This window comes from Streptomyces otsuchiensis (genome assembly GCF_004305975.1).
Taxonomy (GTDB): domain Bacteria; phylum Actinomycetota; class Actinomycetes; order Streptomycetales; family Streptomycetaceae; genus Streptomyces; species Streptomyces otsuchiensis.
The window spans coordinates 1-17,523 of the sequence record NZ_BHZI01000123.1 but is presented as its reverse complement, the minus strand read 5'-3'; the positions used below and the strand labels follow the sequence as shown (position 1 = coordinate 17,523).

Annotated in this window: 7 protein-coding genes; 2 read left to right on the top strand and 5 right to left on the bottom strand. The window is 75.8% G+C overall.

Going from position 1 to position 17,523, the window contains the following annotated elements:
• On the bottom strand, positions 1-1,677 hold a 1,677-nt coding region (locus E0D90_RS13600), incomplete at its 3' end, for a class I adenylate-forming enzyme family protein (protein WP_130798321.1).
• 269 nt (positions 1,678-1,946) lie between these two features.
• On the opposite strand from E0D90_RS13600, the gene E0D90_RS13595 reads away from it, so the two are divergent.
• On the top strand, positions 1,947-2,945 hold the full coding sequence (locus E0D90_RS13595) for an FkbO/Hyg5 family chorismatase (protein ID WP_103502509.1): 999 nt from the start codon (positions 1,947-1,949) through the stop codon (positions 2,943-2,945).
• Between the two features lie 93 nt (positions 2,946-3,038).
• On the opposite strand, the gene E0D90_RS27495 is transcribed toward E0D90_RS13595, so the two are convergent.
• The 4 genes from E0D90_RS27495 to E0D90_RS13575 form a co-directional block, all read right to left on the bottom strand.
• A complete protein-coding gene (locus E0D90_RS27495) occupies positions 3,039-6,110 on the bottom strand; it encodes a BTAD domain-containing putative transcriptional regulator (protein WP_194116899.1) in 3,072 nt (1,023 codons plus the stop codon).
• A gap of 1,036 nt (positions 6,111-7,146) precedes the next feature.
• Positions 7,147-10,011 carry an ATP-binding protein gene (locus E0D90_RS13585; RefSeq protein ID WP_130798317.1) on the bottom strand — a complete coding sequence of 955 codons (2,865 nt, stop codon included), beginning with the start codon at positions 10,009-10,011 and terminating at the stop codon, positions 7,147-7,149.
• Positions 9,959-12,850 carry a LuxR C-terminal-related transcriptional regulator gene (locus E0D90_RS13580; protein WP_130798315.1) on the bottom strand — a complete coding sequence of 964 codons (2,892 nt, stop codon included), beginning with the start codon at positions 12,848-12,850 and terminating at the stop codon, positions 9,959-9,961. Before E0D90_RS13580 ends, E0D90_RS13585 begins: the two co-directional genes overlap by 53 nt.
• A gap of 15 nt (positions 12,851-12,865) precedes the next feature.
• Positions 12,866-15,817, bottom strand: a complete 2,952-nt coding sequence (locus tag E0D90_RS13575; RefSeq protein ID WP_130798313.1) for a helix-turn-helix transcriptional regulator — start codon at positions 15,815-15,817, stop codon at positions 12,866-12,868.
• Positions 15,818-16,356: 539 nt separating this feature from the next.
• Between E0D90_RS13575 and E0D90_RS13570 the strand changes: the two genes are divergently transcribed.
• Entirely contained in the window at positions 16,357-17,454 is a 1,098-nt protein-coding gene (locus tag E0D90_RS13570; protein WP_130798311.1) for a tetratricopeptide repeat protein, read from the top strand.
• Positions 17,455-17,523 lie beyond the last annotated feature (69 nt).

The window sequence follows — 17,523 nt, the reverse complement described above, 5'->3', positions numbered from 1 at the left end:
CGGGTCAGCTCCTCTTGCGGCGGGGACGGCGGGGGCCCCGGCCGGGGCGGCGCCGCCGGAGACGGCGAGCAGACGGGAGGGCAGCCCGGCCAGCAGGTGCCGGGCGACCTTGCCGGAGGCCGTACGGGGAACCGCGTCCACGGCCCGCACCTCGACGGGCACCTTGTACGCGGACAGCTGCTCGCGGCAGTGCCGCAGGAGCGCTTCACCCTCCGCGCCGGACGCCGCGCTCTCCGCGCCGTCCGCGCCGCCCGCGTGGTCCGCGCCCCCCGCGCCGTCCGTGTCCGGCACGACGTACGCGATCGGCACCTCGCCCAGGATCTCGTCGGTGCCGGGCCCGGCGGCCGCGTCGGCGAGGCCGGGATGGGACCGCAGCACCTCGTCGATCTCGGCGGGGTAGATGTTCTGCCCGCCGCGCACGATGAGTTCGGAGAGCCGTCCGGCGATGGTGAGGTATCCGGAGGCGTCGCGGGTGGCGAGGTCCCCGGTGCGGTACCAGCCGTCGGTCAGCGCCTCGGCGGTGGCCTCGGGCTGGTTGTGGTAGCCGGCCATCACGTTGGGGCCGCGCACCCACACCTCCCCCGCCTGGCCGGGGGCGGCCTCGCGGCCCGTTTCGGGGTGCACCAGCCGTACGTCGAGGCCGGGCAGCGCCAGGCCGCAGGAGCCGGGGACGCGGGTCCCGGTGGGCCAGTTGGTGGTGATCGGCCCGCAGGTCTCGGTGGTGCCGTAGCTGTCGAGCAGCGGCACACCGAACCGCTCCTCGAACTCCCGCCGCAGCCCGGCGCTTCCGACGGACCCGGCGGTCAGGCACAGCCGCAGTCCGGCGCCGATGCGCGAGTCCTCCTCGGCGGCGCGCAGGAGCTGCTGGTACATGGCGGGCACGCCGGCGACGAACGTGTAGTGGCCGTCGCGGAGTTCGTCCAGGATCTCCTCGGCGGCGAAGCCGCTCGTCAGATAGGCGCTCGCGCCGACGGCGGTGACACCGAGGGTGCCCAGATGGTGGCCCAGGCAGTGGTGCAGGGGCAGCGGCCACAGCACGGTGTCGTCTCCGCTGAGGCCGAGGATCGGCGCGTAGCAGGCGGCGATGGTCCACAGGGAGTTGCGCACCGAGGAGAGGACGCCCTTGGGACGCCCGGTGGTGCCGGAGGTGTAGAGCATGAACGCCGGGTCGTCGAGCCCCAGGGAGTCGCGGGGCGCGGGGGCGTCCCGGTCCTCGGCGAGCCTCTCCAGCTCCCAGGTCTCGAACGGCGGGCGCGGCCCCGGCTCCTGGTCGCCCTCGGCGACGACGACCCGCAGCGGCCCGGGGGCGACCCGGGCGATCTGTTCCAGATGGGCGGCGTCGGTGATGACGGCGACGGCGTCGCTGTCGGCGAGCAGGTACGCCAGCTCTCCGTCGGAGGAGGACGGGTTGACGGGTACACCGATGGCCGCCGCGCGCGCCACGGCGAGATAGGACTCGACCATGGGGACCCCGTTGCCGAGGCAGATCACCACGCGTTCTCCGGGCCCGACGCCGACCTCGGCGGCCAGCCCGGCGGCGACGCGCGACGTCCGCGCCTCCAGCTCCGCGTACGTCACGGCGCGCCGGGCGTCGCGGTAGGCGATCCGGCCCGGCGCCGCGGCGGCGTGACCCCGCAGCAGTTCGTGGACGGGCCGGATCAGCTCGGTCTGGAGCATGCGTCATACCTCGTTCGCTCGGCCGGATCATCCGAGGCGGCACGCGGTCGCGGTGGCGGTCGCGGTCCTCCCGCCACGGTAGGAACGGCGCGAGCCGTCCTTGCAGAGGAAGAAGGCCACCGCGCGGCCATCACCCGGCAATCCGCCGCCGGTGGCGGGCACGCGTTACCGGCAGATGGGCCGGTGCTGGAAGTACCTCAGTGCGCCCGCCGCCCGCCGCTCCTAGCCTCGGCTGCGGTAGCCGCCCACACCGCAGCCGGGGAGCCCCCATGACGTCGTCGGTACAGCCGATTCCTGTACTGAGCAGCCGCATTCTGCCGTCCTCGGCGGACGGGGACCTGCCCCGGCTCGGATCGCTCACCTATCTCAACGCGCCCGACTCCCGGCCTGACGGTGTCCCGACGGAACTGACCGTGGAGGTGGGCCCGCACGGCGAGTCGGCGACCGAGATGTGGACGGCGGGCGAGCCGGTCCTGCGCGGGGAGTACGCGGGCATCCGTTACGCGGCGTGCCGTGAGTTCCTGTTCTGCACCGGCCGGATCGAGGAGGGCGGCGCGTACGCCGACGCCACGCACCGGTTCTACGAGGACGTCTTCACCCTCCTGGCCCGGCTCGGCTACCCGCGTCTGGTGCGGGTGTGGAACTACATAGGCGACATCAACGGCTCCACGAGCCAGGGGCAGGAGATCTACCGCGACTTCTGTGTGGGCCGCAGCCACGCCCTGGAGCAGCTCGGCATGCTCCACGGCATGCCGGCGACGACCGTCATCGGCGTGCGGGGCGGCGGCATCGGCTTCGCGATGATCGCGGCGCGCACGGTGGAGCCGGTCAACGTGGAGAACCCCCGGCAGATTCCGGCGTACCGCTATCCGCCGCGATACGGCCCGCGTTCCCCGAACTTCTCGCGCGCCACCTACGTCCCGTCGCCGGAGGCGGGGGGCCGGGGCACCGCGTTCGTGTCGGGGACGGCGAGCATCATCGGCCATGAGACGGTCCACGTCGGTGACGTCCGCGCGCAGGCCCGCACCACGCTGGAGAACATCGAACTCCTCATCGGCGCACCGAACCTGGCCCGCTACGGGGTCGAGGACGGATTCGGCCTGGAGGACCTGCGGCGCGTGAAGGTGTACGTCCGGCACGCCGAGGACATCCCCGCCGTGCAGGCGGTCTGCTCCCGGCTGCTGCCGCCGTCCTGCGCCGCGGTGTACCTGCAGGCGGACGTGTGCCGCCGTGACCTGCTGGTGGAGATCGAGGGCCTGGCGGCCTGACCTCGCGGAACCACGCCCGCGTGGACCCGGCCGCCGGGCGGTGGGGGTGACCCGGAGTCCGGGTCACCCCCACCGTCGTTCGGCGGCGCCCGCTCAGGCCGAGCTGATGGAACCGCCGAACCGGGCACCCGTGGCGGCGACCGCACGCCCCGCGCCCGCCCAGGGCCCGAGGGAGACGACCGACTCGTCCGGCCGCGCGTTGACGGCGGCGGCGAACTCCTCGGCCCGCCCCGGGTTCCCGCCGAGGTCGGCCAGGAGCGACCGCCACTGCTCGGGCTCCCCGCTCCCGGCCGGGGTGAGCCTGGTGCCGAAGTGCTCCAGCCGCCGCCCGGTGCTGAGCAGCGACGCCAGCAGGCGGGTGAGCGCGGTGTCGGGGAGCGGGTCCAGGACCAGGTGCATGGTGTTGGTGAACCGCTCGTGCCAGGGGGCGAGTCGCGCCCCGAAGCCGGGACGGCCGGCGGCGACGACCAGCACCGGCAGGGGGCCCGGCACTCCGGTGAGCACGGCCAGGGCGGGGGCGAGACCGTCGTCGGCCAGGTGGACGTCGTCGAGCAGCAGCACGGTCGGACGGGAGCGCGCGATCCGGCGCAGCACGGTCACACAGGCGTCCACGGCGTCGGGGTGCCCGGCGGAGTCGGGGACGAGGCCGAGCGCGTGCCGGACGCCGGGCAGGACGTTGTCGTGGGCCGTCCCCAGGGCGGCGACGCAGTCGGCGAGCCGCCGTTCCGCCTCGGCGGGGTCATCGGTGCGGTGCAGACCCAGGTGGTCCCGGATGACGTCCCCGAGGATGCTCGCTGCGGTGGCGCGCTTCCCCGGGCCGGCCGTCGCCCGCAGGACGACGGCGCCGTCCTCGGAGCCGTCCGCCGCCCGGTGCGCCAGCTCGGCCAGCAGCCGTGTCTTGCCGATGCCGGGGACGCCCAGCAGGGTGGCGAGGCCGGGGGTGCCGGCCTGGGCGACCCGCCGGAGCATGCCCTGGAGCAGGTCCATCTCGGCGGTGCGCCCCACGAACGGCCCGGTCAGCCGGTGCGGTTGGGGGCGGGAGGCGAGGGTGAGCCGGGGCGGTGCGGGCCGGTCGGCGGTGGTGTCGATGCGCAGGTGGCCGGGGACGGTGACGGCTGCGAGGCGGCGGCAGCTGTCGAGGACGCCGGCTTCGACCAGCGGCACCGACTCGGCGGTGCCGTTGTGGGAGACCACCGCCTCGCCGGAGTGCATGGCGACCCGGATGGAGACGTCGGGGCAGGACTCCGACGCCCAGCGGGTGATGGCGCCGACGGCGGTCAGGGCGCGTTCGGCGTGGTCGGTGAGATACCGGGTGGCGCCGAAGTAGCCGCACCAGGAGGAGCCGGGGCCGGGGGCGGCCACCCCGCCGCAGCGCTGGATCTCCTCCTGGACGAACCGTTCCACTGCCTCGGTGGCGGCGTCGGCGGTGACCATCACGACGGTGATGTCGCGTCGTTCGGCCCGCCCGCCGCCCGCGTCGGGCTGCGCCGCCGGCGTCCCCTCGCCGCTCCCCTGCCCCTCGGGGGCGGGGGCGGGGGCCGACTCCGGCGTTCCGGGTGCTCCGGACGGACCGGGCGTGCCGGGTGAACCGGCCGGGCCGTGCGGCCCGGCCGCCACCGGTACCCCGGCCGCGTGCGCCGGAGCCACCGCGCTCAGCGGGTACGGCGTGGCCGGCGCCGGGGCCGGGCCCGTCAGCCGGGCGGGCGGGGAGCCCAGCTGGAGACGCGGGTCCTGGTTGAGGATGCCGTACTCCAGGGACTTCAGCTCCTCGCCCGGCTCGACGCCGAGTTCGGCCACCAGCCGGGTGCGCAGGGTGCGGTAGGCGGCCAGAGCCTCTCCCTGCCTGCCGGAGCGGTACGCGGCCAGCATGATCAGCCCGCACAGCCTTTCCCGCAGCGGTTCAGCGGTGGCCGCGAGGGCGAGGTCGCCCATGACCTGGTGGTGCAGTCCGCAGGCCAGCTGTGCCTCGAAGAGGTCCTCGACGGCCGCCTTCCGGCTCTCCTTCAGAACGGTCGCCTCGGGCCAGTCGTAGCCGAGTTCGACGAGGTCGGCCAGCGGGTCGCCGCGCCACAGGGCCAGGGCCTCGCGCAGGGATCGGGCCGCCGCCTCGGGCTCCCCCTCGCGCAGCTGGGCCCGGCCGCGGCTGACGAGGTCGTCGAAGCAGCGGCGGTCGATGCGGTCGGGGGCGGTGTGCAGCAGGTAGCCCGGCGGGTGGGTGAGCAGCAGGGGGGTGTCGGGGCCGGTGTCGACGGAGAGCAGGTTGCGCAGTCCGGACACGGCGTTCTGGATCATCTTGCGTGCGGTGCGCGGCGGGTCAGCGCCCCAGATCGCCTTGAGCAGGGCGCTGGTGGCCATGGCCTCGTTGTCGCGCAGCAGCAGCGACCCGAGGACGGCTCTCTGGCAGGTACCTGACACTGAGAGATCCGCTCCGCCGTGCTGGACGCGGAGCGGTCCGAGTATCGAGAAATCCATCGTTTCTCCGTGAGCATCCGCCGGGGCGGCTGTGACGCCGCCACGGCTTGGTGTGGGGGGAGCGTCGGATCCACGGGACGTGGGGAGCCCGTCGCCGGGACGCAGCACGCGCAGCGCGTACGCCTTGGCGACCAGGGCGGTCCGGTTCGGCACGGCGAGCTTCCGCAGCATCGTGCCGATGTGGTATTCGACGCCTTTGCGACTGAGTGACAGCCGTTGGGCGAGCTGCCGGGCGGAGTGGCCGGCCGCCAGCTCCGCCAGGATGCGCCGGTGCACCGGGCTGAGACGTGGGTCGGGGTCGCCCCGCCCGGTGTCCGTCTCGCCGCCCGCGGCACCGCCGTCGGGGGGAGTGCCGTGAGCGGCGGGCGGCCGGCCGGGCCGGCCACGTACCCGGTGGGCGCGGCCGCCGGGCCGCGGGGAACCGTCGTCGGGCGGTCTGCCGGAGCACGGCGGCCCGTCGCGGGCCGGCGGTCTGCCGGTGGTCGGCGGCCAGGCCCCGGGAGTGAGCACCCCCATGTCGTACGCCCGCGCGACGAGCGCCACCCGGTTGGGTGCCCGCAGCCGGCGCAGCAGGGAACTCACGCGGTACTCGACGCCCTGACGGCTCAGATGCAGCCGCGAGGCCAGCTGAACCGTGGAGAGGCCGGACGCCATCCCCGCGATCATCCGCACGTCGAGCGCGCCGAGGAGCACGCCGCCGGGACCGGTGGCGGCCGTACCGTGCCGCCCTCCGCGCTCCGTCTCTCCCCCCGCCGGGGCGTCACGGCCGCCCGCGCCGGGGGGAGGTCCGGACCGGCGCCGAGCGGCGAGAGCGCCCGAAGGCCGCCGCATCACGGCCCGCTGGACGGGGAGGCCGCGGGGACCGTGAGGGACTCCATGCCCGTTTCCGGTGGGTGGCCGCCCCGGAAGCAGCCCGTTTCGGCGGCCGCCCGGGAACAGCCGGTCCGCCCGGGCCGGGGAGCGCGACCATGGGCGGCGCCGTGGTTCCTCGTGGGACCGTGGCTCCTCATGGCGCCGGGAGCGGCGGGGCGGGCACTGCCCGTCCGCCCTCCGGCCGTGGTGATCTGGTACATGATCGCCCTTCGTGCCTTGGACACTGGTACGCGACGTGCGCACGTGACGCGATGTGCGGCGGGCCGGGGGGCGCCCGGTACCACCGCCCGGACAGCGGCGCACACGCCACCGCGCGGGAGACATGCGGGGGACAGCCGGGGACGGGCGGGGAACCGTCCGGGACCGGGACACCCGAGGGTCGGAGAACAGCCGCGAACCGGGCCCGCCACGTCCCCGCGGATACGGGTGTGCGGCGATCCCGGCGCCGTCGCCGACACAACACCGGTATTACCAAGGGCACCCTCGGGGGTAAACCCGAATTCGATGCCCGTTTGGTGCCCGAGTTCCCTCGGAGGGGGTGACCCGACCGAGCGAACGTGTTCTCCTGTCCAGATTTCCCGGAACCAACCCCCGGCCTTGTCACCTGCATTGTTTGCCGGTTTCCGTGAGGGAACTCTAAGGATTTTCAGCCAACGGGGTCAACACGCTCCGGCCCGCGCCGGGCTGATCCTGTGGGGCGCCCGTGGAAGGTTCGGTTCTACGCCGGGAAGGGGCGTGACTGGTTCGGTACGGTCGGAAAACCGCAAATCAGCGCCGGGCCACGGCCGGTTCGGGGCTTCGGTACGGTCGGAGCCACAGGTGCGCTCAGGGTCCCGGGAGAAGGACGGGCCCGCCCTCACCCGGCGGTGTTCAACTCCGTTTCATAGAGATGCGCGGACAGGCCGCGCCTGCCCTTTACTCCGAATTTGCGGTAGACGTGCGTGAGGTGCTTCTCCACCGCTCGAACGCTCACTTTGAGTTCGGCCGCAATTTCCCGGTTGGTGAATCCGGTGACCACCAGGAGCGCCACCCGGTTCTCGGTGCGGGTCAGTGTGGCGCGCACCGGCCCGGCGCTGCGCACCGGGCCGGGCGCCGCCCGGTCGACGGGCCAGGGGGCACCGCAGGACTCGGCCAGCTCTCCGGCCTCCCGCAGCACCTCCCGGGCCTCGGCGCCGTCGCCGAGAAGACGCCCCAGGTCCCTGAGGGCCATGAGGAGTTCCAGCTCGTTGGCGGAGCCACGGAGGACGGCGACCGACTCACGCAGCATGCCGACGCGTTCGTCCACGCCGTCGGTGCGGGCCAGCAGCCGCAGGGCGCGTCCGACACCGACCGGCGCGCCCCACTCCCGGGCCCGCGCGTACTCCTCGGTGGCGAGGGCCCGGGCGAGGTGGTGGTCTCCGGTGCGCTGGGCGAGTGAGACGGCCCAGGGGCGCCAGGGGAAGAGGACGGGGTTGCGCCATCCGACGCTCTCCAGCTGCCGTCCGCACTCCATCGCGGTCTCCAGCGCGGCGGCGGGGTCGCCGGCACGGGCCTGTTCGGGCATCCGGAGCATCCCGGCCAGCACACCCTGGAGCGGTGAGAAGGCGGAGCCGCGGGCCTCGGCCGCGACGAGTGAGCCGAGCTGCACATCGCGGGCGGACAGCGCCACCGCGCACAGGACACCGAGGACGAAGTCGCGGTTCTCCGCCCCGACCGTCCCGGCCGCGGTGAGGACCCGTTCCATCTCCTCCCGGGCCCGGGGCAGCCGTCCCCTCGCCACGTGCAGGAGCGCGCGCTGGGAGTGGCGCAGGGCGTCGGACCCGCCGGGGGCGGGGCGTTGCTCTGCGGCGTTCAGCCAGGGCTCGGCGGCTTCCACGGCGTCGGCGGCCATCAGGGAGAACAGCACCAGCTGGATCACCGACCCGGGCCCCGGCACGGAGGCCGGTTCCCTCTCCAGGATGGAGCGGGCCCGCCGCGCGACCTCGGAGGCCTCCGCGCCCGCGCTGAGCGTGGCTGCGTGCAGCAGGACGGCCAGCAGTTCCCGTCCGCCGCCCGAGCCGTCCGCTCCGTCCGCCGTGCGGAGCCTTCCGGTGGCGTCGGTGAGCCGCCCGGGGTCCGCCAGCCCTGCGTACCGCAGCCGTGCCTCCACCCGCAGCGCCTCCTCCCCGGGCGTCCCGCCCGCCGGGCCGGAGGCCGACAGTTCGTCGGCGGACGCCCGGAGCAGTTCCACTCCGGCGGGGGTGAGCGGCGCGACCACGCAGGGCGAGAGCACCAGGACGGCCTCGGCCCGTTCGGCGGCGGTGGGGAGCAGGGGCAGTGCCTGCGCCAGATGGGACTCGGCGGCCGGCGCGTCGGAGTGGATTTCCGTCGCCGCGAGTTCGACGAGGAGGCGGGCCCGGGTCGGTCCCTGCTCGGGCACGTCGAGCAGTGCGCGCCGCAGATACCGGACGGCGCGGTCGGGCGCCCCGCGGCGCCGGGCGCTGTCGGCGGCGTCCCGCAGGACGGGTACGGCCCACGGGCACCCGCCCCCGGCGACGGACTCCAGCTGGGCCGCCACCTCTTCGGCCGGGCGGCCGAGTTCGTACAGCAGCCGCGCGGCGTCCGTGTGCCGCTGCCGCCGCTCCGCGGCGTCCATGGCGTACTCGACGGCCTCGCGTACCCCCGGCTGGACGTATCGCGCCGCTCCCCGGTCCTCCCCCACGCCGCCTTCGACCAGGCCCAGCCTCCTCAGGGAGCGCAGGGCCGAGACGGTCCCCGCGTCGTCGAGTCCGGCGAGTCTCGCCAGAAGCGGGCGGAGCACGCTGCCGTCCTGCACTGCCACGCGCAGGGTGGCCAGTGCCGAGGCGGTCTCGCGGACGGCACGGGGCTGATGGCCGAGGCCGCTCACCACCCGGTCGCGCAGCTGCTCGGGCCGGGCGGCGCGCACCAGCGGGACGTGCGCGGCGAGGGGCGGGCGCCCGGTGCCGCCCAGCTCCGACAGCAGGGACATCAGGAAGAGCGGACGCCCGCACGCCGTCTGATGGCAGGCGCGGACGAACTCCTCGTCGGCGGGCTCCCCGAGAAGCTCGCGGACCAGCCGTCCCGTCGTGGCGAGGCTGAGGGGGGCGGGGCGCAGTACCCGGTCGGCGCTCTCGACGATGTCCCGCACCAGGCCGTCGCGTGCCCCGGGGTCGCCGTCCCGCACAGTGCACACCAGAACCAGCGGCGGTCCGTCGGGACGGGCGGCGACGTGGGCGAGCCACCGCAGGGAGGGGGCGTCCGCCCACTGCAGGTCGTCGACGAGGACCAGCGGGGGCGCGTGCGCGCCGGGTTCGGCCAGCAGGGACCGCACGGCTTCGGCGACGGCGCCGGGATCTCCCCCCGTGCCGGCGGTCCCTCCGTTCTCCTCCGTCAGCTCCAGGGCGTGTTCGACCCGGGCCGCCCAGCGCCCGTGCTCCCCGGGCGCCTCGCCGTGTGGACCGTCTTCGCCCGGGGTTCCGTCGCCGCCCCGGGGGCCGTCGAGGAGAAGACCGTCGAGCAGCTGCCGGACCACGCCGAACGACAGGTCGCGCTCCTCGGGCACGGCGGTCGCCCACAGGGTGCGCACCTCGCCGGGCGCCACACACCGGGGCAGCCGGTGCAGCAGGGCCGACCGCCCGATGCCCAGCGGCCCGGCCACCACGTTCAGCGAGGAGAGCCCACCGGTCGCGTCAGCCAACGCCTCCCGGATCGCGTCCAGTTCGGCGTCCCGCTGGACCAGCATCGAGTTCACTGTCCTTCCGTGTCCGTGGGGCGACGAGCGCGCGGAGTTCCAGGCGCCCGCTGACGCTCAGCTTGCGGTAGGCGCGCGTGAGCCGCAGTTCGACCGCGCGGATGGAGATCTCCAGCAGCGCGGCGATCTCCCGGTTGGTGTCGCCGCGTCCGACGAGCAGGGCGGCCTGCTGTTCCGCCGCCGAGAGCGCGTCCCAGCCGGGGACGGATTCGGCGCCGGTGGCGGCTCCGGCGAGGACGCGGGCCCGGTCCGCCATGGGGGCGGCCGGGTAGGCGGCGGTGAGGGTGGTCAGTTCCTCCAGGGAGGCAGCGGCCCGCGGGTCGCCGGCGGCGGCACCGAGCTGGAGACCGGCCAACTCGGCCAGTACGCGCGTGTACTGGGGGCCGGTGGGTCCCGACCGGGCGTGGGCCATGGCCGATCCGACCCGGTCCAGCCGGTGCGCGCCGCCGCCGGCCGGAGGGGCCGGTTCGGTCTCCTCCTGTACGGCGGCGAACTCCGCCCAGGCGAGCGCGCTTCCGGCGCCCCAGCGGCGGGCGCGGGCCCGCTCGCACTCGATCGCCTCCCGCGCCTCGGCTTCCCTTCCGAGGGCCCGCAGGGCGAAGGCCGCGACCGAACGCCAGGGGATGAGGGCGGGGTTGAGATGGCCACGGCTCTCCAGCAGACGCCCGCACTCGTGCAGTTCGTCGACGGCCTGGCGGAGGCGGCCGTCGGCCAGGGCGATCGCGCCGCGGGCGAACAGCAGCCACGGCTGGTGCTCGCCGCACCGGGCGACGGTCGGCAACGGCGCGGTCGCCCACTCCCGCGCCCGACGGCCGCGCCCGGCCTCAAGATCGACGAAGGCACGGAGCCCGTGGAGGTAGGGGGTCAGCACGCGGGATCTGCTGGTGGCCGCGACCGCGCTCGCGGCCGCCTCCAGATCCCGTTCGGCCTGGGCGAGACGACCGCGCCGCAGGTTGATCTCGCCGCGCAGCGCGAGGAGATGGGGCCGGGCGAGCCGCAGGGGGGCGGCGTGGAGCAGGCCGAGCTGCCGGTCGATGGCGGCCTCGGCCTCCTCGGGGACGTCGGTGAGGGACAGTGCGCGGCAGGCGGCCAGCACGAGTTGCACCGACTCCCCCGGCCCTCTCGTGCGGTTCGCGCCGGCGTGCCCGGTTCCGTCCTCCGCTGCCGTCCCGTCGCCGAGAGCGGTGCGGGCCAGCTCCACGGACCGCTCCATCTCCTCTCCGCGCAGCGCCAGTTGCCAGGCGCGGACCGCCGCCTGGGTGCGCGGGGACGGCCGGTCGGGCAGCTCCGGCAGCGGTGGCAGGCCGATCCCCTCACGCCGCCCGGTGGGGTCCGCTGCCCACAGGAGGGCCAGCAGCGTCTCGCTCCCACCGTCCCCGGCCTCCCCCAGCGCGTCGGTGAGGGCACGTCCGAGGGCGCCGCCCCCGGTAATGCCGAGGTCGGCGGCCCGGAGACGGACGGCGGCCGGAATGCCCGGGGTGCGGACGATACGCGCGATCCGGGCGTCGCCGGTCTCGGGCCGGGTGACCAACAGCGCGGCGGCGGACTCCACTTCCAGAGCCGCCCGGCGCCCGGGGTCGGCCTCCCGCTCCGCCAGCCGGTCGAGCAGCCGCGCGGCCCGGCCGTGGTCGTCGTGCCGCGCCGCGTCGCGGGCGGCGCGGCGCAGGGTGCGGTCGGCCCACGGGCCTTCGGCGTCGGCACGGTCCGGGCGGGCGGCGAGCAGCAGGTCGGCCACGGCACGGTCCCCGGCCCCCGCGACGTGGGCGTGGCGGGCGGCGCGGGCGAACAGCCCGGCCCGCTCGTTCTCGCCCAGCTCCTCCAGCAACCGGTCCCGGATGCCGGGGTCGACGGTGAACCGGCCGCCGGGGAGCCGGCGTACGCCGGGAAGCTCCGCCAGGCACCGCGTCGCCGGGCCGGTCTCCGTCCCGTCGCCGGTGGCGACCGAGCGCACGGCGGCGAGGTCGAGGTGCTGCCCGCAGACGGCGAGGGCCGCCACCAGCGACCTGGTCCCGGCGCCGTGTCCGCGCACGGCGGCGAGCAGGTGGTCACCGAGGACGGCGCGGCCGATCTCCCTTAATGCGCGGGCCCGTTCGGCGTCCGGGGGAAGGCCGGGGGCGGCGAGGCGCAGCAGGAGGTCGTGCAGGACGGCGGGGTGCCCGCCACTGACCCGTGCGGCCTCATCGGTGAAGGTGTCGTCGGCGGGTCCGCAGAGCAGCGCGACGAGTCCGGCGATCTCCTCGTGGGGCAGCGGCGCCAGACGCAGATGGTGGGCGGGCGGTCCGAAGGCGGAACCGACCGCCCCGAGCCAGCCGGTCCCGTCACCGGGCCCGGTTCCCACGGTTCCCGCGCACACCACGGCGATCCGTGCGGGCGTGGAGCGGCGCAGCAACGCCTGGAGCTCGCGGAGGGAGCGCGGGTCGAGCCACTGGGCCTCTTCGACGGCCAGGAGCAGGGGCCGCGACCGGGTGGACCGCAGCAGCCGCGTCATCTCTCCCCCGGCCCCGGGCGTGCCGCTGTCCGGGAACAGCGGAACCCGGGGAGCGGCCGCGCCGGGCAGGCCGGTCTCCCGACGCGGTGCGCGGCTGTGCAGGACCCGGTGTCCGAGTGCCCGCGCCCTCTCGACGGCGAAGCCGACGAGAGACTCCTGCCCGGCTCCGCCGCCGCCCGCCAGCGTGAGGAGCGAGCCCCCGCCCACACCGGTCCCGAGGTCGTCGACGACGCGGGCGAGCACGGCCCGTTCCCTGACCCGCAGACAGGCGGGCAGCGGGGCGCCGCCCACCGCCGGCCAGGGGCGGCACGCCGAAGTGGACTGCCCCCGGGGGCCGTTCACGCCACCACCACCCATCTACCGCGTCCTGCCCAGGTGGCTGTCGGCGCTCGATCCGCTCTCGCGCGGGGCCGCGCGCGACCCGTCCCGCCGGTCTCCCCAGACGTCGGCGCGCTCCCCGGAGAGTTCCTTGCCGCCCCGCACCGCCCGCAGCGCCACGGCGAGTTGGTCGCGGCGGTGGACGCCGAGCTTGCGGTAGACGTTGGTGAGGTGGGACTCCACGGTGCGCACGGTGACGAAGAGCTGGCGGGCGATGTCGCGGTTGCCGGCACCGGAGATGGCCAGGCCGGCGACCTTGAGTTCCGAGGAGGTCAGCAGCCCGACGGGCGGCCTGCCGGTGCCGCGGCCGGGGCGGCCTCCGGCGGTGGCGAGGGCGCGTCGTGAGCTCTCGGCCAGGGCGAGGGCTCCGCACTCCACGGCGAGTCCGGCGGCGCGGCGCAGTCGTTCTCGAGCACCGGCGTCGTCGCCACGCACCAGCAGTGCCACACCGAACTGATGCTGTGCACGGGCGTGTTCGGTGACGGCAGGGGAGTCGGCGAGGTGGTGGACGGACTCCGCGAGGAGTTCCAGGCCGGCGTCGCCGGGGGTGAGGGCTCCCTGTGCGAGGGCGGCGAGTCCGAGGGCGCGGGGGGTGTCCCAGAGGCGGGCGCGTTCCGCCCCCTGTTCGGCGAGCGGGCGGCCCTCCTCGGGCCGGCCGAGCTCGGCGAGCACGAGGCAGGCATCGGTCCACCAGGGAACGATGACGGGGTTGAGGGCTCCGGCACCGTCCTGGGCGAGCCCGCACTGACGCAGCAGGGCGAGAGCGGGAACGGGGTGGCCGGCGGCCCAGTAGGCGCGTGCCCGGGTGTGGAGGCACAGCAGGTCGGTGAGGGCGCAGTCGTCGGGTTCGGTGCGCCCCTCCTCGTTGAGGACCCGCCAGGCCCGGCGGGGTTCACCCCGGTCGACGTGGACGGCGGCGAGGACGGCCTGCGCGAGCATGCGGCGGGTCCCGGCTGTGCCACCGGCCGCGCCCGCGGCGGTGCGGGCGGCGGTCAGGGCGGCGCGGGCCTCCGTCGCGGCGGCGAGGACGGCGCCACCGCGTTGCAGCACCAGGGAGCGCATGGAGGCGGCGAACGCCTGGAGCCAGGGAGGGGGTTGGTCGCCGCCTCGGAGCAGCATGAGGTCCAGGGCCTCGTGGGCGCGGTTCGTCTCGTCGGCGAGGGCGAAGGTGGCGGCGAGGGTGAAGTGCAGCCAGGGCGGCTGGTGCCGGGCGGGGAACGCCTGCACCTGCCGGACTCCGTCGAGAGCGCTCTGCCGGGACTGGCCGGCGAGGGCGGTGTGCAGGGAGGACAGGGCGGCGGCCTGGAGCCGGTCGGCGCCGCAGGGATAGGCGGCGGCGCCGGTGAGGGAAGGCTGCGGGGCTTCGGCGGCCGCCTCCCGGACGGGGCTGCCCATGAGCAGCAGGACGGCCCGGACCTGGTCGCGCAGCCGGGGGTCGGCGCCGGGACCGGAGCGCAGGACGCTCCAGCCCGCCTCCAGGGCCGCGAGGGCCTCCGCGCGGCACTCCTCGGGCAGGGCGACGGATATGCAGGCCATGGCGTACTGCACGGCGATGGCGGCGCGCGCGGCCGGGTCGGGGGTGCTGGCGAGGGCGGCACGGAAGTGGGGGATGGCGGCGAACGGGGCGTCGAAGGAGGTGACGAGGGCGAGCTGGACGAGGGCGGGGGTGTCGTCCGGTTCGGTCTCCAGCACGCGGTGCAGGTAGCGGGCGGCGTCGGCGCGTCCACCGCGGCGCTCGGCCTCGGCGGCGGCGCGGCGCAGGACGGTGGCCGTCCAGCGCTCCTCATTGGCGGGGGTGTGCGCCAGGTGCCGGGCGACCTCCTCGGCCGGGCGTCCGGTGTCGCTCAGCAGCAGGGCGGCACGGGCGTGGAGGGTCGCGCGGCCGGGTCCGAGCCGTTCGAGGAGCGCGGCTCGTACTGCGGGGCGGAGGGCGGGCCCGTCACCGGGGGCGACGGCTCCCGCGTGGCGGAGGAACCGGCCCACCTCGGCGACCCGGGCGGTGTCGACGTCGGCGAGGGCGGCGGCGAGGCGGGCACCGGCCTCGTCGTCGGGTTCGGTATCCGCGCCGGCTCCCAGGTCGAGGGTTGCGGACTCGATGTGCGCGGCGGGGGCGTCGTACGCGGCGGGGGCGTCGTCGTTTCCGACGTCGGCGAGGAGGGCGAGCGCGGTGGCGACGCGCCGGACGTCCTCCGGTTCCCCGTCCAGCAGGCGCAGCACCGCACGGGCGGCCAGCTCTCCGCCGGTGTCCGTGGCCTGCCGGGCTCCGGCCTCGTCGGGGCTGACCCGGGCGCCGCGCAGGGCGCGCAACAACCGTACGGCCGTGCCGGGATGACCGCTCACGGCGTCGGTGACGGCGGCCACGAAGCGGGGGTGGACGGGCCGGCCGTACACCTCCTCGGCGAGCCCGCGCACGGCGTCGGCGTCCAGCGGCGGGAGGGGGATCACGGTCACGGCGGGCCGGGCGAGCAGGTCGGCCCAGCCTCGCGGGGCCCGTGGCCGGGTTCCGGAGCGGCGGCACAGGACGACGAGCAGCGGCCGGCGCGCGGCCCGCCGCAGGAGCAGGGCGATCCGGCGGAGCGAGGATTCGTCGCACTCGTGGGCGTCGTCGAGGGCGAGCACCAGGGGCCGCTTCCCCACGAGCCGCAGGGCGCGCCCGTCCCCGGCGCGGGGCCCGGTCTCCTCTCCGCCCAGCACGGCCCGGAGATCACATGACTCGGCGCCGCCCTCCGCCGGCGCCGTGGCGGGGCCGCCACGGGGCAGCCGCAGGACGCGCGTTCCCGCGCAGACGTCGTGGCCCAGCAGGGCGTTCAGCAGGCGGGACTTGCCGTGTCCGGCCGGTGCGGCGAGGACGACACACCGCGCCTCACCGCGGCGCGCGGCGGTCGCATGGCCGACGAGCGATGCCAGCTGGGGGTGGCGACCATGGATCACGTCATGCTCCGGAGACGGTCAAGCAGGCAGTCCAGTGGGGGAGGTTTGTCACGCGGTCACGGAGATGTGGGGATCAATCGCGCACTTGCGCGACTTTCCCGGAGTGAGGCTACCCTCTCCTCCTTCCGGACGCCCTGTACACCGATCCACCCGGTGGCCCGCACACGCGCGCGGGCCGCCCAGCCGGACTCCCGGCCCGGGCGCGCGGCCGCGACTCGGCCCCGCTCCACCACAGTGACCCCGGCAGCCCCTCACTCAAACCCGGACGCGGTTCCGGAACGGCACGCGCCGGTCGCGCGTAGGCGGCGGCTCGCCGGGGTACCCGGGTGGTCTGCGCGGTCGGCACCGCTCCGGACGGGGCCACGCCCAGGAGTCACGGACGGTCATCTCGCCTGCGGACCAGGGACGTTGACGAGCAGTCACCCTCCGCGGCGACCAGGGACATCTTCCACCACCCGGGGTAGATACCGAGTATGCATACGCGGTATAAAAGGTGGGCCGGATGCGTCCGGTGTCCCTGCGCCAGCCGAAAGGACTCGATGTACAGCAAGGCCTTCGCCCCGGAGTACCAGGGCGCCCTCACCGCTCTGTCCGTGAACTCCTCCCTGCCCGATGTCCTCGCCGCAGCCGACGAGCAACTGGCTGAGGCCCGCCGGGCCGGCTCGCACGGTCAGGCGGCCCGCGCCGGACTCGCCGCCGCCGAGGCGAACCGGCGTCTGGGCCGAACCAGTGAGGCGGAGGTCGCGTGGAAGGACAGCTACCGTGCCGCCCGTTCCGCCGACGACCTGGGCGCCATGGCCTGGGCGCTGTGGAGCGGCGGCACCCTGGCCCGGCAGTGCGGCCGGTTCGCCCTCGCCTGGCGGCTGCTGAAGCACGCCGCCGAGATGGGCGAGCGCGGCGGTGACGTCGTCGCGCGCGGCTACTCGCTCGCGGGTCTGGCGGAGACCGGACGCATCCAGGGCGACTACGAGGCCGTCCGGCGGCTCCACGAGCAGCTGCTGGCCGAGGCCCGCCGCCGGGGCGAGGCCCGCCACACCGTCTGGGCGTTGGAGGGCATCGCCCAGATACACCGCAACACCGGCGATCTCGACACGGCCTACGCCCTGTTCGAGGAGGCGGCGGCCATAGCCACGGGCGCCGAGGACCAGCGGGGCCACGCGTGGGCGCTGCGCGGCCTGGCCGACATCGTCTCCGTCCGGGAGAAGGACACCGAGGGTGCGCTGAAGCTGCTGAGTGAGGCGGAGGAGAGCTGCCGCGCGATGAGACTGCGCAGCGCGCTCGCCTACAACCACAAGATGCGCGGCAACGTCCTGTACCGGGCCGGACGGTACGGCGAGGCCCGCGACTCCTACGCCCAGGCGCTGGAGGAGTTCCGTTCCATGAGCGAGCCGCGAGGGGAGGCGCTGGCGCGGCTCGGCCTGGTGAAGTCCCTGGCACGGCTCGGCCGCGGCCACGCGGAGACCGCGGCGGACCTGGCCGAACTGGCGGGGACGATGCGCCGCATCGGCCTGCGGCACGCCGAGGAGATGGTGCGCCGGGCCCAGGAGGAACTGGACGGGCACGGGTCCGCCGGGCCGACGACCCCGGCCCCGGCCCCGACCACGGCCACGGCCACGGCCGACGAGGCGGTGCGATGACCCCCCGCACCTCGGCCCGGCACCTGGAGAGGAGTTCCCCGGGGGCCGGTCCCTCGGCCGGGTGGGGGG

Excerpts from the sequence above, each read along its gene's own strand:
- E0D90_RS13585 (WP_130798317.1), bottom strand. The coding sequence starts at position 10,011 with ATGCTGGTCCAGCGGGACGCCGAACTGGACGCGATCCGGGAGGCGTTG.
- E0D90_RS13595 (WP_103502509.1), top strand. The coding sequence starts at position 1,947 with ATGACGTCGTCGGTACAGCCGATTCCTGTACTGAGCAGCCGCATTCTG.
- E0D90_RS13570 (WP_130798311.1), top strand. The coding sequence starts at position 16,357 with ATGTACAGCAAGGCCTTCGCCCCGGAGTACCAGGGCGCCCTCACCGCT.